General features: G+C 68.7%; 16 protein-coding genes. 4 read left to right on the top strand and 12 right to left on the bottom strand.

Annotation, left to right across the window (positions count from 1 at the left end):
- Positions 1–943: c-type cytochrome (locus tag V6M56_RS05815; protein WP_332682035.1), on the top strand; the 943-nt coding region annotated here is incomplete at its 5' end.
- Between the two features lie 834 nt (positions 944–1,777).
- Here the strand turns inward: V6M56_RS05815 and V6M56_RS05810 are convergent.
- Genes V6M56_RS05810 through V6M56_RS05795 form a run of 4 tightly spaced genes read right to left on the bottom strand, consistent with a single transcriptional unit; the run spans position 1,778 to position 5,312 of the window.
- Positions 1,778–2,362, bottom strand: coding sequence for an amino acid synthesis family protein (locus V6M56_RS05810; RefSeq protein WP_332682034.1), 585 nt, complete (start codon positions 2,360–2,362; stop codon positions 1,778–1,780).
- Positions 2,359–2,943 carry an amino acid synthesis family protein gene (locus V6M56_RS05805; RefSeq protein WP_332682033.1) on the bottom strand — a complete coding sequence of 195 codons (585 nt, stop codon included), beginning with the start codon at positions 2,941–2,943 and terminating at the stop codon, positions 2,359–2,361. Before V6M56_RS05805 ends, V6M56_RS05810 begins: the two co-directional genes overlap by 4 nt.
- Entirely contained in the window at positions 2,936–3,823 is an 888-nt protein-coding gene (locus V6M56_RS05800) for a UPF0280 family protein (protein ID WP_332682031.1), read from the bottom strand. Before V6M56_RS05800 ends, V6M56_RS05805 begins: the two co-directional genes overlap by 8 nt.
- A 4-nt stretch (positions 3,824–3,827) precedes the next feature.
- Complete coding sequence (locus tag V6M56_RS05795) at positions 3,828–5,312, bottom strand: 6-hydroxynicotinate reductase (protein ID WP_332682030.1); 1,485 nt, start codon at positions 5,310–5,312, stop codon at positions 3,828–3,830.
- Between the two features lie 521 nt (positions 5,313–5,833).
- Here V6M56_RS05795 and nadC point away from each other — a divergent pair.
- Together nadC and phnN are read left to right on the top strand one after the other, a co-directional pair.
- Complete coding sequence (gene nadC, locus V6M56_RS05790; protein ID WP_332682029.1) at positions 5,834–6,667, top strand: carboxylating nicotinate-nucleotide diphosphorylase; 834 nt, start codon at positions 5,834–5,836, stop codon at positions 6,665–6,667.
- Positions 6,668–6,674: 7 nt separating this feature from the next.
- Positions 6,675–8,717, top strand: coding sequence for a phosphonate metabolism protein/1,5-bisphosphokinase (PRPP-forming) PhnN (phnN, locus tag V6M56_RS05785; RefSeq protein WP_332682027.1), 2,043 nt, complete (start codon positions 6,675–6,677; stop codon positions 8,715–8,717).
- Between the two features lie 190 nt (positions 8,718–8,907).
- On the opposite strand, the gene V6M56_RS05780 is transcribed toward phnN, so the two are convergent.
- The 7 genes from V6M56_RS05780 to V6M56_RS05750 all read right to left on the bottom strand — a co-directional run bounded on the left by V6M56_RS05780 (position 8,908) and on the right by V6M56_RS05750 (position 17,097).
- On the bottom strand, positions 8,908–9,366 hold the full coding sequence (locus V6M56_RS05780; protein ID WP_332682026.1) for a MarR family winged helix-turn-helix transcriptional regulator: 459 nt from the start codon (positions 9,364–9,366) through the stop codon (positions 8,908–8,910).
- 144 nt (positions 9,367–9,510) lie between these two features.
- On the bottom strand, positions 9,511–11,148 hold the full coding sequence (locus tag V6M56_RS05775; RefSeq protein ID WP_332682024.1) for a hydantoinase B/oxoprolinase family protein: 1,638 nt from the start codon (positions 11,146–11,148) through the stop codon (positions 9,511–9,513).
- Between the two features lie 22 nt (positions 11,149–11,170).
- Positions 11,171–13,258, bottom strand: coding sequence for a hydantoinase/oxoprolinase family protein (locus V6M56_RS05770; RefSeq protein ID WP_332682023.1), 2,088 nt, complete (start codon positions 13,256–13,258; stop codon positions 11,171–11,173).
- Positions 13,259–13,289: 31 nt separating this feature from the next.
- Positions 13,290–14,081: an HpcH/HpaI aldolase family protein gene (locus V6M56_RS05765; RefSeq protein ID WP_332682022.1), complete on the bottom strand. Its 792-nt coding sequence runs from the start codon at positions 14,079–14,081 to the stop codon at positions 13,290–13,292.
- 156 nt (positions 14,082–14,237) lie between these two features.
- Complete coding sequence (locus V6M56_RS05760; RefSeq protein WP_332682020.1) at positions 14,238–15,542, bottom strand: TRAP transporter large permease; 1,305 nt, start codon at positions 15,540–15,542, stop codon at positions 14,238–14,240.
- A 10-nt stretch (positions 15,543–15,552) separates the two neighbouring features.
- Entirely contained in the window at positions 15,553–16,074 is a 522-nt protein-coding gene (locus tag V6M56_RS05755) for a TRAP transporter small permease (RefSeq protein ID WP_332682018.1), read from the bottom strand.
- A gap of 42 nt (positions 16,075–16,116) precedes the next feature.
- A complete protein-coding gene (locus tag V6M56_RS05750) occupies positions 16,117–17,097 on the bottom strand; it encodes a TRAP transporter substrate-binding protein (RefSeq protein ID WP_332682017.1) in 981 nt (326 codons plus the stop codon).
- Between the two features lie 284 nt (positions 17,098–17,381).
- Here V6M56_RS05750 and V6M56_RS05745 point away from each other — a divergent pair, with 284 nt between their 5' ends.
- Positions 17,382–18,083, top strand: a complete 702-nt coding sequence (locus V6M56_RS05745) for a FadR/GntR family transcriptional regulator (protein ID WP_332682015.1) — start codon at positions 17,382–17,384, stop codon at positions 18,081–18,083.
- 216 nt (positions 18,084–18,299) lie between these two features.
- Here V6M56_RS05745 and V6M56_RS05740 read toward each other — a convergent pair whose 3' ends face one another.
- Positions 18,300–19,289, bottom strand: a complete 990-nt coding sequence (locus V6M56_RS05740) for a nitroreductase family protein (RefSeq protein WP_332682014.1) — start codon at positions 19,287–19,289, stop codon at positions 18,300–18,302.
- Between the last annotated feature and the right edge of the window lie 3 nt (positions 19,290–19,292).

Below are 19,292 nucleotides of genomic sequence, written 5' to 3'. Positions count from 1 at the left end.
CGGCCGCCATCTCTACCCGGCCTTCCCCTATCCGAGCTTCGCCAAGGCGAGCGAGGCCGACCTGCAGGCGCTCTATGCCTTCCTGATGTCGCAGCCTGCGGTGCGCCAGGAGAACCTGGCGAACCGGCTGACCTTCCCCTTCAATTTGCGCCCGCTGATGGCCGGCTGGAACCTGCTCTTCAACCGCCAGACCGGACTCGCGCCGGCTCCGGAGCGTTCAGCCGAATGGAATCGCGGCCGCTATCTCGTCGACGGGCTCGGCCATTGCGGCGCCTGCCATACGCCGCGCAACGCGCTCGGCGCCGAACGTAGCGGCAGCGCCTACCTTGCCGGCGGCGAGGCGGAGGGCTGGGAAGCTCCCGCCCTGTCCAGGGCCGCGGCCGGGCCGATCCCATGGAGCGAGGCGCAGCTCTACGCCTATCTGCGCACCGGCACCGCCGCCCATCACGGCGCGGCCTCGGGCCCGATGGCGCCGGTGATCGAAGAGCTGAAGGCCCTGCCCGATAGCGATATCCGCGCCATGGCGACCTATCTCGCCTCGCTCAGCGAGCCGCTGCCTGAAGCTGAGGCGAAAGCCCGCATCGAGCAGATCGAACGCGCCACAGCTTCCGCCGCCAACCCCGCAACCTCCCCGGCAGCGCGCCTCTACCAGGGCGCCTGCGCCGCCTGCCACGAGACCGGCCGCGCCGCGCCGCTGGTCAATGCCGGTCCGGCGCTGGGGCTCTCGTCAAAGCTCCATGCCGCGACGCCGGCTAATTTGCTGCGCCTGCTGATCGAGGGCGGCCAGCACGGCATCGGCTCGATGCCCGCCTTCGCGACCGCGCTGGACGACCGCCAGATCGTCGATCTCGCCCGCTATATGCGCACCCGGTTCGCGCCCGACAAACCAGGCTGGAACGGTATTGAGGAGGCGCTCGCTACCGCGCGCAAAACGGGGCACTGAGGCGCCTCGTCAGGCGCGCCGGATTGGACAGGCGGGCGCGGGGAACCCTCTCCTGTAAGGAGAGGGCAGGGTGAGGTGTAGGCTGTTTGACCAGTGTCGCGAGCGCTCACCGCGCGGTTGGGTTCAGGCCAACGTTTCCAGTCCGAACACCTCACCCCTGCCCCTCTCCTTCCAGGAGAGGGGTTCCCCGCGGCTCGCGAGCCTCACAGCCCATGTGAAAAGCCCCGCCGGCGCAGCGCCGCGAGGGTTTGACAGGGAGCGCCTCCCGCAGGGTGCGCGGGGTCCGGTGGCGGCGGCGTGTCGCCGCCTGCCGAATGTCGATGGCGAGATGTCGAAAGCGGCTGGGTCGCCGCCGGACCGAACCCCGCGCGCGGTTCTCTTATGGTGCGCTCGTCGTGCTTTGATGTCCGGGCACTGGACCGGGTCTTGCGACCCGGACGACGAGGCCCCTCCGCCATCCCGCCCCGCAACGGCCGTTCATAGCGAAAACCGCAATCCCGCCCGGCCGCACGATGCCTCGCGACAGCCCCCTTGGTCGGGCAGGACGAGCGGAGGATAAGCGAGGTTTTGGAGGCGGGGAGCGATTGCCAGGTTATCCCCGCCAATCGGTTGCGGCCATGAAATATCAGGCGCGAGGAACCCTCTCCTGGAAGGAGAGGGCAGGGTGAGGTGTAGGACGTTTACCCAGTTCCGCGAGTGCCGACCGCGCGGTTGGGTTCAGGTCAACGTTTCCAGTCCGAACACCTCACCCCTGCCCCTCTCCTTCCAGGAGAGGGGTTCCCCGCGGCGCCCGCACCTTTCAACAACAGCGGGGTTATCCCCACCTGCCAGACCTTACCGCAGCCCGTCCTCGCCCTTGACCTCGGCATGGGTCAGGCCGCCGACGCGCGGCAGAGGGCGGCCGCCGCTGGTCAGCGCCACCGCGACGACGATCTCGCCGGCGCGCGGCGCGTCCGGAATGCGGACTTCCATGCCGTCGAAATGGCTGCGGACATAGGCGCCCGCCTTGTGGCCGAGCGGAATGTCGAGCACGACGCCGAGCGAGCCGCGCTTCTTCGAGGACGGAATCAGCGCCGGCGCCTTGCCCAAAAGCTTGCGCAGGGGCGCGCCGAGCTTGGGATGCAGGATTGCGGCGGCATGCTCGAACTCGCCATCCTCGCCGACCGCGGCCGCCTTGCCATAGCCCTCGACCGCCTCGCCCTCGATGCCGAGCGCCGCCAAAGCATGGCGGCCGAGCAGGTCGCCGAGCTCCTCGCCGATCTCGATCAGCTCGGAAAGGTCGTCCTGGTAGCGGCCTGCGAGGGGATTGGCGATCACGGCGACCGCCGCGGCCCGGCGGATCGCCGGCTCGACCGGCCGGCCCATTTCGGAGTGGGTCTCGTCGAGGATGGTGACGATCTTGCGGATGGCAGCCTTCATCTCAGCCCGTCCTCGCCCTTGATCTCGCTGGCCTTGAGGCCGCCGACGCGGGCATGGATGCGCGAGCCCGTCGTCATCACCAGCGCCAGCAGCATCTCGTCGGCCCTCGGCGCATCGGTGATGCCGACCTCGAAGGAGTCGAAATGGCTGCGGACATAGGAGGCGTTGACATGGGTGACGGGGATGTCGAGCCGCGTCCCCGGCCCGCCGACCTTCTTGGTCGAGGGCACGATCGCCCTGGCGTCGCCGAGGATCTCGCGCATCGCATAGCCGCCCGGCACATGCCAGAGCGCGCCGTGCTCGAGCTCGCCGGCGGCGCCGACGATGGCGCCCTTGCCATAGCCCTGGATCGCCTTCGGATCGCCACCGAGCGTGCCCAGCAGGCGCTTGGCCAGCGACAGCCCGAGCGGCTTGAGATCGTCCATGAAGCCCTGGATGTCCTGGACGAAGCGCCCGGCGAAGGGATTGGCGATCACCACCAGCGCCGCGCCGCGCAAAAGCGGCGTGGTCGCGGCCGGGCCGCCCTCGTGGAAGATCTCCTCCACGGTCACGGCATATTTTCGCACGGCGATCTCAGGCACGGGCAGGTCTCCTCTTGGGTTCTTCTTGAACGATCATAGGCGTGGCCAGCGTCCGGCTCACGCCCTGAAGATGCATGGCGGCCGCGACGATCAGGCCTGCGCCCTGCAGGGCTTGCGCCCGGCGCAGCCCGGCCGCCAGCGCCGTCTCGATCTCGGCCTCGCTCAGCCGGCCGACATGGCGGGTGACGAGCAGCGCGCCGAGGTCGCTATCGGCCTGGATCGCATTGGCCGGCAGGCGCTCGATGGCCGGATGCCCCGGCAGGTCGACCGCATTGGCGATCACGGTCGCGGCGGCATCCGCCATGGCGGCGGTCGCGGCGAGCACGGTCACGGCTTCGGCGATCCCGCGCGAGAAACTGCGGCCGGGATAGCCGCTGGTGGCGATGCCGCGCACCGGATCGGACGCGGCGATGCTGGCGGTGGCGAACAGGCTCGGACGGTCCGGCCGCTCGACCAGACCGATCCGGAACTGCTCGCCGGGCGCAAGATGCAAGGCGATGTCGCCGCCATTGTTGACATAGGCGCGGCTGAGCGGGGCAGCCGCGACCATCACGCCGAGGATCTCCTGCGCGACCGCGCCGGCGACCGCCGCCATCGGCGTGATGAAGATCTCGGCCGCGAAGGGTGCGACCGCTTCATGCATGCGCCGGGCGACCGGGCCGGCCGGCACCGGGCTGATCGCCCGCACCGGCGAGCGCAGCAGGGCAAGCTCGTCGCAGAGTTCGGCGAGCAGGCCGTCGAAGCGCGCCATCGCCGCCCGATAGGCCGCCTCGACCGCATCGGCCGGGCCGGTCGCCTCGACGACGAGGTCGATCGGCCCCTGCTGGAGATGCAGGCGCCTGCCGTCCGGCAGCAGGCGCGCGGCGGGCGGCTCGAACATTCGCCTACCCGTGCGAGCGGCGCATCCGCTCCGGTGCCAGCGGCCAGGGATTGTCGAGCCGCTGCGGCAGCTTCAGCCGGCCGTCCCGCGCCAGCTCGGAAAGCGGCTGGACATAATCCATATGCCCGCCCAGCTCCTTGTAGTCGGAGAGCCGCAGGGTGAACTCCAGCGGCGCCACCAGCGCCGGCGTCGGCACATAGCCGAAGGCGTTCTCCGGCAGGCGGGTGACGTCGACCATGAAGGTGATGCCGCCGCCCGGCCAGATATAGACCGGCGCGCCGCCGCAGGTGACATAGGTCAGCGCATCCTTGACCGAGCGCGTCAGCCGGACCGGGTTCTCGGTGACGCCGGCGCGCAGCGAGCCGCCGGCGCCGCCGATGAACAGCACGGTCGAGAGCGCCGGCTCGCAATTCTCGGCGATGCGCTCGACCGGTTCGAGCAGCCGCTCCGGCATCGCCATCTCGACCGGCTGGAGGCCTGCGTCGAGCTCGTAATAGGCGGCGTGCTCGCCGGTGGTCGAGACCATCAGCAGGCGCAGGCCCGGATAAGCGACCTTGGGATCGAAAGGCCCGAGGATGGTCAGCGGGTCGCTGATATTGGTGCCGCCCCAGCCGGTGCCGGGCTGCGCCACCTGGAAATAGCGGCCGGGCGTCGAGCGCCGGCCCTTCATCTTCAGGCCGGTCGGCGGCATGCCGAGCAGCTTGCCGGCCTGGTGCTCGGAGAGCACGCCGGTGATGTGGTCGTCGACCACGACGACCTCGTCGACCTTGCCATGCCATTGCTTGGCGAAAATGCCGATCGTCGCCGAGCCGCAGCCGACGCGCATCCGGGTCTCCGTCACGCCGTTGACGATCGGCGGCTTGCCGGCCTGGACGACCACGCTCTCGCCGCCGTCAATGGTGAGTTCCACCGCCTTGCCGTTGCAGAGCTGGAGCAGCGCGTCGCAGGTGACGCGGCCCTCCTTCTTCGAGCCGCCGGTGAGATGGTGGACGCCGCCGAGCGAGAGCATCTGCGAACCGTATTCGCCGCTGGTGACATGCCCGACCGCCTCGCCCTCGACCCTGACCGTCGCGGTCTCGGGCCCGAGGAAGCGGTCGGTGTCGATCTTCACCTTGACGCCGCAATAGCTGAAGATGCCCTCGGTCACGACCGTGACCATGTCGACGCCGTCGACCTCGGAAGAGACGATGAAGGGGGCGGGCTTGTAGTCGGGATAGGTCGTGCCGGCGCCGATCGCGGTCACGAAGGTGCCTGGCGGATGCAGGATGTCGCCATCCCATTCGCGCGGACCGGCGAAGGAAACCAGCTCGCCGCCATGGCTGATCGTGCGGTCGAGCACGACATGCGGGTCGACCCGGACGAGGTTGCCGTCGACATTGCCGTAGCGGTCGCAGGCGCCGACGGCGCCCGGCTTGATGAAGCACATCACCGGACAGGCATCGCAGCGGATCTTGTCGTCGGTGGGCGCGCTCGCTTCCTCCAGGCTCATCGTCAACCCTCGCCGTCAGATCGCGGCTAAATCATTTGTATACAAATGATGGTGGCGCATGGTCGCCAGACTGTCAAGATAGCGCTCCACGGATCGGCCGACCAGCAGATCAGCTTATCGCAGGAATAGCCGTCGCCAACTGCGGGTCATCCCGGGCGACCGCGGGGAGACCCGCGATCCATGCCTGAACCTTACCAGGAGAGGCTCCGGCATGGCTCCCGCATTGGCGCGGCTTCGCCGCTTGTCCGGGATGACAGGTTCGCCGATTCTGTCTTCCCGCGAAGGGCTCGGGCCGAACGCGCATCGATGGCGCAGGTATCGGCGGCAATCTTTGCCAGGCAAGGCGACGACGGCGGCATTTCGACCGGGGCGCCTGCGGAAATGGCAGGCGGAGCGGCGCGTTGACAGCCGGAAAATTCGATTGCTATTATTCGTATACAAATAAAATTGAGCCAGAATGAGCTTGCCGGATTCAGCAGGACATGGCTTCAAGGCGATCAGCGCCCGAGGAGGGATTTTCCATGTACGACAGCTTTGTGACGGATCGCCTGATCGATATCTGGCTGGCCGAGGATATCGGCGCCTGCGACCTGACCGTGCAGGTCATGATCGAGCCCGACGAGGTCGGCAAGTTCCACATGAACGCGCGCGAGCCGATGATCGTCGCCGGCGTCGAGGTCGCCGCCCGCATCTTCAAGCGCTACGACCCGACGCTGGCCGTGAAGCTGCTCGTCAAGGACGGCGACAAGGTCGAGAAGGGCGCGATCCTGATCGAGGTCGAGGGCGCCGCCCGCAGCGTGCTGACCGCCGAGCGCACTGCGCTCAACATCGCCCAGCGCCTCTCCGGCATCGCCGTCGAGACCGCCCGCTACGTCACCGCCATCGCCGGCACCAAAGCGCGGCTGATCGACACCCGCAAGACCACGCCCGGCCTGCGCATGATGGAAAAGCATGCGGTCAGCTGCGGCGGCGGCCTCAACCATCGCCTCGGCCTCGATAACGGCGTGATGATCAAGGACAACCACATCGCCGTCTGCGGCAGCATCTCGGCGGCGGTCGAGCGCGCCCGCAGGAAGCTGCCGGTGCTGACCAAGCTCGAGGTCGAATGCGACCGGCTCGAGCAGGTCGAGGAGGCCGTCAAGGCCGGTGCCGACGTGATCATGTTCGACAACATGTCGGTCGCCGACATGAAGACCGCCGTAGGCCTGATCGCCGGGCGGGCCAAGACCGAGGCCTCGGGCGGCATCCGCTTCGAGACCATCCGGCCGATCGCCGAGACCGGCGTCGACTATATCTCGACCAGCAAGATCACCCAGTCGGCGCCGGCGGTCGATATCGGCCTCGACGAAGCCTGATCTTCCGATGCGCGCCGGCACGTTCTTCTTCGTCGTCGGCCCCAGCGGCGGCGGCAAGGACACCTTGATCGACGGCGCCAGGCAGGTCCTGGAGCCGACGGGGCGCTATGTCTTCGCCAGGCGCGTCGTCACCCGCCCCGCCGGCTCGCCCGGCGAGGCGCATGAGGCGGCGACCGAGGCGCAGTTCGAGGCGCGCGAGGCCGCCGGCGATTTCCTGATCACCTGGGGCGCCCATGGCCTGCGCTATGGCCTGCCCCGGGCCCTGATGAGCGCGATCGAGAACGGCCGCCACGTCATCGCCAATGGCTCGCGCGCCGTCATCGCCGAGCTGGCGACGCGGCTGCCCCGCCTCGTCGTCGTCGACGTCAGCGCGCCGCCCGAGATCCTCGCGGCCCGCATCGCCGGGCGCGGCCGCGAGCAGGGCAGCGCCATCGAGAACCGGCTCGCCCGCAAGGTCGAGCCCTGGCCGGCCGGCATCCGCTCGCTCAGCGTCTGCAACGACCAGAGCCCGGAAACCGGCGTCGAACGCTTCCTCGCCGCGGTCGAATCGGCGGCCAACAGCTTGCGCCTGCGGCGGCTGCCGGTCTTCGCCGGCCGGGCCCATTGCGCCTGGCTGCCGGCCAAGGGCGAGCTCGTCAACGGCTTCGACTATCTCGGGCCGGGCCGGATCGAGATCTCCGGCGCCGGTGCCAGCATCCGCTCCGACGTCCAGGTCATGGACCTGCCGGCGGCGCTCGCTCCCGACGAGATCGGCCTCTCCAGCGAGGCCTTCGCCGAGCTCGGCCTGCCCGAAGGCGCCGAGGTCGCGATCAGGCGCACGCCCTCGCCGGAGAGCCGTGCGGCGCTGACCAGCAAGATCCAGGGCGGGACGCTGTCGGAAGCGCAATACCACACGCTGATCCGCGACATCGTCGAGCAGCGCTATCCCGATGGCGAGGTCGCGGCCTTCCTCGTCGCCGCGACGCAGAAGCTGAGCGACGACGAGGTCGTCTCGCTCGCCCGCGTCCGCACCCGCTTCGCGCAGAAGATCGCCTGGCCCGACAGGATCGTCGTCGACAAGCATTCGATGGGCGGCATTCCCGGCAGCCGCATCACCCTGATCGTCGTGCCGATCGTCGCGGCGCATGGCGCCTTCCTGATGCCAAAGACCTCGTCGCGCGCCATCACCTCGGCCGCCGGTACCGCCGATGCGATGGAGGCGCTGGCCGATGTCGAGCTCACCCCCACCGAGCTGCGGGCCTGCGTCGAGAAGGCGCGCGCCTGCATCGCCTGGAACGGCCGCCTGAACCATTCGGTCGTCGACGACGTGATGAACGCGATCACAAGGCCGCTCGGCATCGACTCGAACCGCTGGTCGGTGGCCTCGATCCTCTCGAAGAAGCTCACCGCGGGCTCGACCCATGTGATCGTTGACCTGCCCTATGGCCCGCGCGCCAAGCTGAAGACGCTGAGCGAGGCGGCCGAGCTCGCGGCGCTGTTCGAGACGGTGGGGCGCGGGCTCGGCCTCGTCGTCAGCGCCTTCCCGACCGATGGCAGCCGGCCGATCGGGCGCGGCATCGGCCCGGCGCTGGAATGCCGCGATGTCGCCTGGGCGCTCGACAACGACCCGCAGGCGCCGGCCGATCTCGTCGCCAAGGCGCTGTTCTTCGCCGGCCGCATCCTCGCCTGGGATCCGGCGCTCGGCTCGGCCGAGGCCGGGCAGGAGCGCGCCGAAGCCCTGCTGCGCTCGGGCGCCGCGCGCGCCGCCTTCGAGCGCATCGTCGAGGCGCAGGGGCGTCGCCTCCCGCCGGTCGCGCCAGGGCTGCTGGTCCATACCGTGCGCGCCGAGAGGGCCGGCACCGTCGCCGGGATCGACGGCTGGGCCGTCGCCGGCATCGCCCGGCGCGCCGGTGCGCCCTTCGACAAGGCCGCCGGCATCGATCTGCGCCGCGGCGTCGGCGACAAGGTCGCGATCGGCGATCCGCTCTTCGCCATCCACGCCAGCGCCTCGAGCGATCTCGACGAGGCCCGCGCGCTCGCAGCGGAGAGCGACTGCTTCGTTATTCGCTAGCGCAATTATTCGCTAGCGCATGCAATTTTTCAGCGGAACCGCGCCGTCATCCCGGACAAGCGGCGAAGCCGCGCCGCTCCGGGATCCATCATAGGGCTCCGGAGCACTACGATGGATCCCGGGTCTGCGCTACGCTTGCCCGGGATGACGGCGTGGTTGTCGGCAAGGGCGGCCCACTGCGCCCCGCCCCTCAGCGCAACTGCTTCAGCAACGCCACCAGCGTCGCCCGCTGGCTCGTCGCCAGCGGCGCCAGCGTCACCTTGGTCACGGTCTCGGCCTTCGGCATCAGCTCGCGGGTGTAGGCCCGGCCCGCCTCGGTCAATTGCACGATGACGCGGCGGCCGTCATCGGGATCGGCATTCGTCTGCACCAGCTTGCGCTTGAGCAGCCGGTCGACGACACCCTTGATCGTGGCGGCGTCCATCGCCGTCTGGCGCCCGAGCAGGTTCTGCGAGCTGCCGCCTTCCAGATAGAGCCGCGACAGCACCGCCCATTGCGTCGGCGTCAGCTCGGATCCCATGATCTCGTTGAACAGCGAGACATGGCGCTGGATCGCCTGCCGCAGGATGAAGCCGACCTGTTCGGAGAGGTCGTAGACCTCCTCGGCCGGTTCGGCCGGGCCGGCATGGGAATGATCCGGCAGCGACATTCAGCGATCCCCTCGTCCTATCCGGACGCGGTGTAGCGACCGCCGGGAGAGCGGTCGCAGCGCCGCGCGCAAAGCCATCCTGCTATCTGGCCTCCGGCCGTGGGGTTTTCAATCGAATCTTGGCGCGGCCACTCCGGTTCGGCTTCACCGGCCCGTGACATAGCCGAAGGCGATGTCACGCTCGGCGGCCGTCTTCTCGCGCTGCTCCGGCGCGCCATAGCCGCCGCCGCCGGGAAGCTGCAGCACGAGCCGCCGGCCGGCCGGCACATGCTGGCGCCCCTTGGCCTGAAGCCTGGTGCCGTCGTCGAGCATGACCGAGCCGGGCGCGCCGTCCTTGCCGCCTTCGCGGCCCCGCGCCGGATGGACGACCCGGTCGAACATCGCGTTGAAGTGGAACTCATGGCCCTTGGTCGCACTGATCTCGACGATTTGGCCGAGCCCGCCGCGCAGCCTTCCGGCGCCGCCGGAGCCTTCGCGCAATTCCTTGCGCCAGAAGATCACCGGGCCGACATGCTCGGTCGCCTCGATCGACATGGTGTGGATGCCGCTCGGGAAGGCGGTGGCGCTGAGCCCGTCGACGCCCGGCCTGGCGCCGCCGCCGCCGCTGTTGAACAGCAGCACCTCGGCGCGCTGGCCGCCACCCTCGGGGGCGGCGTCGCCCGGCAGCGGCCTCGCGCTGAGATGCAGGTTCCAGAGCGCGCCGGCCCCTTCCGCCGGAATCCTTCCGGGCAGCATCTTGTGGACCGCGCCCAGCACCGCGTCGGGGACGAAATGGCCGAGCACATGGCGCACCGCGACCGGCGCCGGATGCTTCACGTTGAGGATGCAGCCCTCGGGCGCGGTGATCTGGAACGGCGCCAGCGAGCCGGCATTGTTCGGGATTTCCGGCGCGATCGAACATTTCAGCCCGTAGCAGGCATAGGCGACGGTGTAGATCAGCGGGACGTTGATGCCCTTCGGGCTCGGCGGCGAGGTGCCGGAAAAGTCGGTGGAGATGCCGTCGCCATCGACGGTGATCGTCACCGCGATGTCGATCGGGCTGCCATAGCCGTCGACCCGCATGACATTGTCGTAGACGCCGTGCGGCAGCGCCGCGATCCTCTCCATGGTCGCGGCATGGCTGCGCTCGATCACGAAATCGGCGAGGCCCTCCAGATCGTCGATCCGGAACTCCTCCATCATGTCCATCAGCCGCTTGTGGCCGGTGTCGTTGCAGGCGGCGAGCGAATAGACGTCGCCGACGACCTGATGCGCCTCGCGGACATTGTTGCGCAGGATGTTGACCAGGTCGCGATTGACCTTGCCGCGCTCGGCGAACTTCATGATCGGGATGAAGATGCCCTCTTCGTAGACCTCGTTGGCATCGGGCCCGAAACCGCGCCCGCCGACATCGACGACATGCGCCGTGCAGGCGAAGTAGCCGACCAGCGCACCCTTGCGGAAGGACGGCGTCACCACCGTGAAGTCGTGGAGATGGCCGGTGCCCTTCCACGGATCGTTGGTGATGTAGACATCGCCCTCGAAGATGTTCTGCGGGCCGATATCGCGGATGAAATGCGCCACGGCCTCCGCCATGGCGTTGACATGGCCGGGCGTGCCGGTGACCGCCTGGGCGATCATCTTGCCGGCACGGTTGAAGACGCCGGCCGAAAGGTCGCCGGATTCGCGCACCGAGGTGCTGAAGGCGGTGCGGATCAGCGTCACCGCCTGTTCCTCGACGACGGAGATCAGGCGGTTCCACATGATCTGCATGCGGACGTCGGACAGGGCATGGTTGGCCATGGTTTTTCTCCTCTCGTCTCGGTCAGGCGGTCTTGAGGCTGAGCAGCAGGCAGCCATCGGCCTGCATCACCGCCTCGCGCCCGGCCGTGACGATGGTCGTAGTCTCGCGCTCGGTGACGATGGCGGGGCCCGGCACCTTGTCGCCGGGGCGCAGCCCGTCGCGCGCCACGATCGCGGCCGAAACGAAGCCGTCCGCCGCGGCGTCGAAGAGCTGCCGCGTGCCGTTGCCGGCGACGCTGCGACCCGAGGGGACGCCCGCGATCGCCGGCACCGGCGGCGTCGGCGAGCTGGCGCGCAGCGACCAGCTGACGATCTCGATGTCGAGCCCGTCGATCAGCCGGTCGAACAGGTCCTGATAGGCCTCGTCGAACAGCTTCCTGAAATGGGCGCCGTCGCCCGCCCCATAGTCGCGGATCGCGACCGTGACGGGGATCTCCCAGCCCTGGCCGACATAGCGCATATAGGCGACGCATTCGAGCTCGGGCTCGATGCCCGGCGCCCCGGCATGGACGAAGGCGGTCGCCTCCTCCGCCAGCTCCTTCAGCACCTGGTTGACGCGCTCCGCATCGAAGCGGCTGAGCCGGAGATAGGCGCTGCGCACCGATTCGAAGCCGAAGGGCGCGCGCAGGAAGCCGATCGCCGAGCCGACGCCGGCGCCGGGCGGCACCAGGAGCTTGTCGATGCCGAGCTTGTCGCAGAGCCGCGCGGCGTGCAGCGGGGCGGCGCCGCCGAAGGCGATCATGGTGAAGCCGGAGAGTTCCTTGCCGCTTTCGACGGCATGCATGCGGGCGGCATTGGTCATGTTCTCGTCGACGATCTCGCAGAGGCCGAAGGAGGCGGTCGCCTCGTCGACGCCGAGCTTCTCGCCGATGTCGCGGCGTAGCGCCTGCCGGGAGGCGTCGGCCGAGAGCCTGATGCTGCCGCCGGCGAAATCGTCGGCGTCGAGCTTGCCGAGCACGAGGTCGGCATCGGTCACGGTGGGCTTGTCGCCGCCGCGCTGATAGCAGGCCGGGCCGGGCTCGGAGCCGGCGCTGTGCGGGCCGACGCGGATCTGGCGCATCGAATCGACGGTGGCGATCGAGCCGCCGCCGGCGCCGATCTCGACCATCTCGATCACCGGGATCGAGATCGGCATGCCGCTGCCCTTCTTGAAGCGATAGGTGCGGGCGACCTCGAAGGTCTTGGCGGTCTTCGGCACCTGCTTCTCGATCAGGCAGATCTTCGCCGTGGTGCCGCCCATGTCATAGGACAGGACCTGGTCGAGCCCGTGCCCGGCGGCGATATGGGCGGCGAAGATCGCCCCGCCGGCCGGCCCGGATTCGAGCAGCCGCACCGGGAACTCGGCGGCGCTCTCGATGCTGATGATGCCGCCGCCGGAATGCATCATGAAGACCGGGCAGGAGGCGCCCGCCTGCCGCAGCCGGTCGACCAACCGGTTGAGATAGGAGGCCATCAGCGGCTTCACATAGGCGTTGGCGCAGACCGTGTTGAAGCGCTGGAATTCGCGCATCTGCGGCGAGACCTCGGACGAGATCGAGATCGCCAGGCCCGGCGCGCGGGCGAGCAGGGCGTCGCGCATCGCCTGCTCATGCGCGCCGTTGAGATAGGAATGGATGAAGCCGATCGCGACGCTGTCATAGCCGCCGGCGACGATTCCATCGGCCAGCGCCTCGATCTCGGCCCGGTCCGGCGCCTTGTGGACGCTGCCATCGGCGCCGATGCGCTCGTCGAGCACATGGCGATGGCTGCGCTCGACCAGCGGCGGCGGCAGCACGATGTCGAGATCGTATTGCTCGAAGCGGCTCTCGGTGCGCATCTCGATGACGTCGCGGAAGCCCTTGGTGGTGATGAAGGCGGTGCGCGCGCCCTTGCGCTCGATCAGCGCATTGGTCGCCAGCGTCGTGCCATGGATGACGATGTCGATCTCGCCCAGGCCGATTCCGGCGAGCTTCGCCGCCTGCAGGGTACCGTCGATGATCGCCTGCTCGGGATTGGCGTAGTTGGTCAGCACCTTGGTCGAATGCAGGCTGGCGCCGACCTCCACCACGATGTCGGTGAAGGTCCCGCCGATGTCGACGCCGACCCGGACCTGCTGTCCGCCATGACTCATGATCTTGCTCTCCGGAATGTCGATGGGCGTGTCAGGCGGTGGCCGGGCGCGCGGGGTCGAGGGCGCGGAAACGGGCGGCCAGCGCATCGCCATGCTTGGTCAGCAGGCCGAGATCGCTGCCGACGGCGACGAAGCGGGCGCCCCAGTCGATATAGCGCCGGGCGTCGTCGTCGAGCGGCGCCAGCACGCCGGTGACGGCGCGCCCGTCGCGGCCGAGTTCCAGCACCGAGCGGATCGTCGCCTGGACGTGGTCGCTGTGCGGATTGCCCATCGAGCCGAGATCGGCCGAAAGATCGCTCGGGCCGATGAACACCGCATCGACGCCTTCGACCGCGGCGATCTCCGCGGCCGCCTTCGCCGCCTCGCCGGATTCGATCTGGACTGCGATGAAGCATTCCTGATGGGCGGCCGGGTGGTAGTCCTTGACCCGGCCATAGCGGTTGGCGCGCTGCGACACCGAATAGCCGCGAATGCCATGCGGCGGGTAGCGCGTCGCCCGGACCAGCTCCCGCGCCTGCTCGGGCGTCTGCACGAAGGGGAACAGGAAGGAGCGGATGCCGGAATCCATGAACTGCTTCACGGCGTCCGGGTCATGGCTGCGCATCCGGACCACGATCTCGGTCTCGTAGGCGGAAGCCGCGCGATGCTGGGCGAGGATCGTCAGCAGGTCGTTGGGGCTGTGCTCGCCATCGACCAGCAGCCAGTCATAGCCGGCGCCGGCCAGCACCTCGGTGACCATGGCGCTGCCGAGCGAGCACCACAGGCCGGTCTGCAGCCTGCCTTCCGCCAGGTTCGCCTTCAGGGGATTGCGAAGAGCCGTCATCTCAGTTTCCCACCATTCCTCTGCGCCGGCATGGCGACGCGCGCAGCCCGCGAAGCGCTTAGTTGTATGACAACATATGACGGCGCGCGACGGCCCGTCAATCGCGTGGCGGGCAGGTCGGCGGCGTTGGAATATCGCGCCGGCCTGCCGCGTGCTCTAGCCCTGCATCATCTTCGGCAGCACGGTGACGATCTGCGGGAAGATCGTGAGCAGCACCAGAAGCAGCATCAGGATGAAGAAATACGGGATCGCCGCGCGCGTCACCGTCAGGATGTCCTTGCCGGTGATGCTTTGCAGGACGAACAGGTTGAAGCCGACCGGCGGCGTGATCTGCGCCGCCTCGATCAGCACCACGACGAAGATGCCGAACCAGAGCAGGTCGACGCCGGCGGCCTGGACCATCGGCAGCATCACCGACGAGGTCAGCACGATGATCGAGATGCCCTCCAGGAAGCAGCCCAGGATCAGCATGAAGATCGCCAGCACCGCGAGCAGCGCATAGGGCGAGAGCTGCATCGCATCGACCCAGCCCGCCAGCGAACGCGGGATGTCGACGAAGGCGACGGCGATGGTCAGGCAGGCGGCGCAGGCGATGATGAAGGAGATCATGCACGAGGTGCGCATCGCCGACATCACACCTTCCATGAAGCTCTGCCGGCTGAGGCCGCCGCCGAGAGCCGCCAGGATCAGGGCGCCGATCACGCCGATCGTCGCCGCTTCCGTCGGCGTCGCGATGCCGCCATAGATCGAGCCGACGACCACGCCGATCAGCAGCGCCACCGGGATCAGCCGCCGCGACAGGTAGATCTTCTCGAGGAAGGGCACCGCCGGCTCGGCCGGCGGCATCTTGCCCGGATTGAGCAGGCTCCAGATCGCGGTGTAGCCCATGAACAGGGCCATCAGCAGCAGGCCGGGCAGCACGCCGGCGATGAACAGCCTGGCGATCGAGACCTCGGCGGTGACGCCGTAGACGATCATGATGATCGAGGGCGGGATCAGCAGGCCGAGCGTGCCCGAGCCCGCCAGCGTGCCGATCGTCATGTTGAGCGGGTAGTTCCGGCGCTGCAGCTCCGGCACGCTCATCCGCCCGATGGTGGCGCAGGTGACGGCCGAGGAGCCTGCGACGGCGGCCATGATGCCGCAGCCCAGCACGTTGACGTGCAGGAGCCGCCCCGGCAGGCGCGACACCCAGGGCGCCAACCCCTGGAACATGTCGGCGGACAGGTTCGAGCGGAACAGGATCTCGCCCATCCAGATGAACAGCGGCAGCGAGGTCAGGGCCCAGCCCCAGCTCGAATCCCACAGCGTCGAGGCGATCAGCGAGCCCATCGGCGCCGAGGTGAACAGGCCCATCATGACCATGCCGACGGTCAGCAGCGACAGCGCGATCCAGACGCCGCTGGCGAGCAGCAGCAGCAAGAGGCCGGCAAGGACCAGGGAGGCAAGGACGATCGGATCCATCATGCCCTCCTCAGGCGACCGGCTTGTCGAGGGCGATCTCGTCCGGCGCCTCGTATCGCGGCAGGCCGCCCTGCAGCAGCCACACCAGCTCGTCGACGAAGGCGATGGCCAGCACCGCGATGCCGACGGTGACGCCGGCCTGCGGAATCCAGAACGGCATGGCGAGCAGGCCGGGGCTGACATCGTTGAACGCGTGCGATTGCAGCGCGAGCTCGCCGACATGCCAGGCGAGATAGCCGACCACGACCGTGCCGAGCAGGCAGTTGAACAGCTCGACCGGCCGCCGCAGGCCCTGCGGCAGCCGGTCGACGATCAGGTTGATGCGGACATGCGAGCCGGCGCGGAAGGTATGCGCCAGCCCGAAGAAGGTGGAGGCCGCCAGGCACATGCCGGCGGCTTCCGTCGCATCGAGCGTGACGCCGCGCAGCCGCGCCACCATCTGGGCGATGATCGTCAGCGCGATGCCGAGCATGAAGGCTGCGGCGATGTAGCCGCAGCTGAGATAGAGCTTGTCGAGAAACGCTCTGAGCACGGAAAACCCCGATCCTGTGAAAATGCCGGCGGGTTCCGCGGCTTACTTCATGCTCTTCTGATAGGCCTCGTAGACCGCCTTCTCGGCGGCGTTGGCGGAGGCGAGCCACTCGGCGACCATCTCCTTGCCGATCACCTCGATCCGGTCGAGCACCTCCTTGGGCGCCTGGGCGATGGTGACGCCATGGTCCTTCAGCACCTGCTCGCGCTCGGCGCTCGCCTTCTTGCTGAGCTCCCAGCCGCGTTCGGTGGCGCGCGCGCCGGCCTCGATCACGACCTTCTGCGTCGCCGGATCGAGCGCGCGGAACGCCTTCTCGTTGACGATGATCGCGTTCTTGTTGTGCATCGTGCCGGTATAGGTGAAGTGCTTGACATAGTCCCAGATCTGCACGTCGGTACCGGTCTGGGCGCTGGTCCAGAGCGCCTGGATCATGCCGGTGGAGAAGGCCTGCGGCACTTCGGCGAAGGGCATGATCAGCGCCTCCATGCCGAGCTTCTCGCCGAGGATCTGGGTCTGCTTCGAATAGATGCGGAGCTTCTGGCCCTTCAGATCGGCCAGCGAGGTCACCGGCTCCTTGGTGTAGAAGCCCTGCCCCGGCCAGGCGACATAGCTCAGCACGCGCATGCCGTTCTTCTTGAACATCTCCTCGAAGAACGGGCGCTGCGCGTTGGTGAGCAGCGTCGCCTTGTCGTAGTCGGTCGCGACGCCGGGGATGTTGTCGAGATTATACATCGCCGCTTCGTTGCCGTAGACGCCGAGGCGGATCTCGCCGATCTGCACCTGGCCCGACTGCACCGCGCGCTTGACCGCGTCGAGCTTGATCAGGCTGTCGCTGGAGCGCAGGTCGATCTTCAGCTTGCCGCCGCTCTTTTCCTCGACCTCCTTGATGAGCTGCCGGATGTTCTGGGTGAAGAAGCTGCTCTCCGGATAGCCGGAGGCCATCGTCCAGCTCGTCTGCGCCTGCGCGAGGCCGGCGGCGGCGGTAAAGGCGGCGGTGGCGAAAAGCGTCTTGATGAACGACATGAGAATCCCCTCGTCTGCTTCGTGACCGGCAAAAGCCCGCCACGCTCCAGGGTGGCGCGCGACGCGGCGGCGATGCATTTCGATCGCCCGATTTGACCTAGTCTGTCGTCGGTTGTCATACATGTCAACGGACCGCGAAGGCGCGCTCCATCGACTTTCTGCCAGCTTTGCAAGCCGTCCGCCGCTCGCTTATTGATAGGATGTCATACGAATGGTGCGGGGCCGTTGCTCTGGCTGCACGCCATTCTGCCGGGATGCGGCTGACTACAGATCGGGGCCTGTCCATGTTGGGCAAGAGGGAACGCCTGTCGACGCAGCTCGCCCGGCAACTGGCGCGCAAGATCACCACCCATGCCTATCCGCCGGGCGAGAAGATCCCGACCGAGGCCGAGTTGTGCAGCGAATACGGCGTCAGCCGCACCGTGGTGCGCGAAGCCATCGCCTCGATGCGGGCCGAGGGCCTGCTCGAATCGCGCCAGGGCGTCGGCGTCTTCGTCAGCAGCGGGATGCGGCGCTTGCCCTTCGCGCTGGTCTCGGACGCCGACGGCAGGCTGACCGACATCCTCCAGATCCTCGAATTGCGCCTGAGCGTCGAGGTCGAGGGGGCCGGCCTGGCAGCGGAGCGGCATTCGGCCGCGGCGCTGCGGACGATCAAGGCGCGGCTGCGCGATATCGACAAGGAGTTGCGCACCGCGACCGGCGACCGCGGCCGGGCCGATTTCGAACTCCACGTCGCCATCGCGCGCGCCACGAGCAACCCCTATTTCGAGAAGTTCCTCGCCTTCATCGGCCCGGTGATCATCCCGCGCGAGCGCTTCGGGGCCTTGCGCGACGACCGCCTTTCCGACCAGCAATATCACGCCGAGCTTCAGGCCGAGCATGGACGCGTGGTCGATGCGATCGCCAGCCGCGACGTCGCGGCCGCGCGCGATGCCATGCGCAGCCATCTGTCAGCGGCCCTGATGCGCTATCGCGCGCATTATTAGGGCATCGGACCGAAAAGTGGAATCCGGTTTTCGGTTGAATCCGATGCTACAACAAGGCGCTGCGCGGTTGAATTTGCCGCCTGCGAGGGCTTGGCCGTCATTGCGAGGAGCGAAGCGACGAAGCAATCCAGGACGTCGAGCGAGCCCTGGATTGCTTCGCTCCGCTCGCAATGACGGAGAGGGTACCGCACCGGTCAACCCGGAAGGCCGTTGGTATCAGACGATCAGCTCGCCGACCGGGAGCCGCGCCCGCTGTCCGGCGGCTGCCGAGATCGGGATGCCGAGACGGAAGACGTTGACCAGCCGCCGGCCGGCGGGCAGCGGGTGCGCGCCGACCAGCGCCCGATTGCTTTCCGGCCAGTCCGCCAGCACCGAGATCGGGCAGGCCGCGAGCCCCGCCGCCGCGATCGCGAGCCAGGCGCGGTAGAAGGCCCGGCCGGTGATCAGCGCGTCCTCCCCGGCAGGCCGGTGGAACAGGCCGATCGCGCCCGAGCCGGTCTTGCCGCGCTCGGCCGTCAACGCCGCCGCCAGGCCCAGCCGGTCGAGCAGCGGGAAGAGCCGGCCCAGCACCAGCCCGGCGGCGAGCGCCTCGACCCGCCCGAGCGCCATCGCCTGCGCATTCAGCCCGTCGCGGCCGTAGTCGGGATGCGAGCGCGAGAGCCGCAGCCAATGCAGCAGCTCGCGCCGGTGATCGTCCTCGCGCAGGAAGTGGAAGCCGGCCCGGTCGGCGAGCGCCGCGATGGGCGCAACCGCTTCCGGCTCGCGGATGAGGAGCAGGTCGTCGGTCGACTCGCTCAACCGGGCAAGTGCCTCCTGCGCTGCCGCGTCGATGGGCCGGAACCGGCCGCGCCAACTGCTGCGCGGCTCGACCGCCGCGGCCAGAGGGTCGCCTGAGGCACCGGCCGCAACGGTCAACCGCGCCACCGGGCGCAGGCCCGCTTCCTCCGGCAATCCGTCCAGCATCGCCACCGCGGCGATGCGCAGGCCACGGCCGGCCAGCGCCAGCCCAAATCCCTCGATGGCGGCGCCATGCGAGAGCCGCACGTCATGGCCGTTAGGATCGGCCGCCGGCAGACGGCGCGCCATGTCCTCCAGCACCAGCAGGCCGGCGCCGTCAGGCCGCCAGCGCGTCGGCTGGATATTGTGGACGCTCGGCGCCAGCCGGGCTTCGGCAACGAGGCTTTCGAGCAAGGTGCGGTCAAGCATGGC

Source organism: Allobosea sp., from assembly GCF_036675845.1.
Taxonomy (GTDB): domain Bacteria; phylum Pseudomonadota; class Alphaproteobacteria; order Rhizobiales; family Beijerinckiaceae; genus Allobosea.
The sequence above is the reverse complement of the archived record's forward strand: the minus strand, read 5'-3'. Positions and strand labels throughout refer to the sequence as shown.

What these genes read in the sequence shown, in the direction of transcription:
- nadC (WP_332682029.1), top strand. Translation starts at nt 5,834, where the DNA reads ATGTACGACAGCTTTGTGACGGATCGCCTGATCGATATCTGGCTGGCC.
- V6M56_RS05760 (WP_332682020.1), bottom strand. Translation starts at nt 15,542, where the DNA reads ATGGATCCGATCGTCCTTGCCTCCCTGGTCCTTGCCGGCCTCTTGCTG.
- V6M56_RS05745 (WP_332682015.1), top strand. Translation starts at nt 17,382, where the DNA reads ATGTTGGGCAAGAGGGAACGCCTGTCGACGCAGCTCGCCCGGCAACTG.
- V6M56_RS05780 (WP_332682026.1), bottom strand. Translation starts at nt 9,366, where the DNA reads ATGTCGCTGCCGGATCATTCCCATGCCGGCCCGGCCGAACCGGCCGAG.
- V6M56_RS05770 (WP_332682023.1), bottom strand. Translation starts at nt 13,258, where the DNA reads ATGAGTCATGGCGGACAGCAGGTCCGGGTCGGCGTCGACATCGGCGGG.
- V6M56_RS05775 (WP_332682024.1), bottom strand. Translation starts at nt 11,148, where the DNA reads ATGGCCAACCATGCCCTGTCCGACGTCCGCATGCAGATCATGTGGAAC.
- V6M56_RS05740 (WP_332682014.1), bottom strand. Translation starts at nt 19,289, where the DNA reads ATGCTTGACCGCACCTTGCTCGAAAGCCTCGTTGCCGAAGCCCGGCTG.
- phnN (WP_332682027.1), top strand. Translation starts at nt 6,675, where the DNA reads ATGCGCGCCGGCACGTTCTTCTTCGTCGTCGGCCCCAGCGGCGGCGGC.
- V6M56_RS05795 (WP_332682030.1), bottom strand. Translation starts at nt 5,312, where the DNA reads ATGAGCCTGGAGGAAGCGAGCGCGCCCACCGACGACAAGATCCGCTGC.
- V6M56_RS05765 (WP_332682022.1), bottom strand. Translation starts at nt 14,081, where the DNA reads ATGACGGCTCTTCGCAATCCCCTGAAGGCGAACCTGGCGGAAGGCAGG.
- V6M56_RS05750 (WP_332682017.1), bottom strand. Translation starts at nt 17,097, where the DNA reads ATGTCGTTCATCAAGACGCTTTTCGCCACCGCCGCCTTTACCGCCGCC.
- V6M56_RS05810 (WP_332682034.1), bottom strand. Translation starts at nt 2,362, where the DNA reads ATGAAGGCTGCCATCCGCAAGATCGTCACCATCCTCGACGAGACCCAC.
- V6M56_RS05800 (WP_332682031.1), bottom strand. Translation starts at nt 3,823, where the DNA reads ATGTTCGAGCCGCCCGCCGCGCGCCTGCTGCCGGACGGCAGGCGCCTG.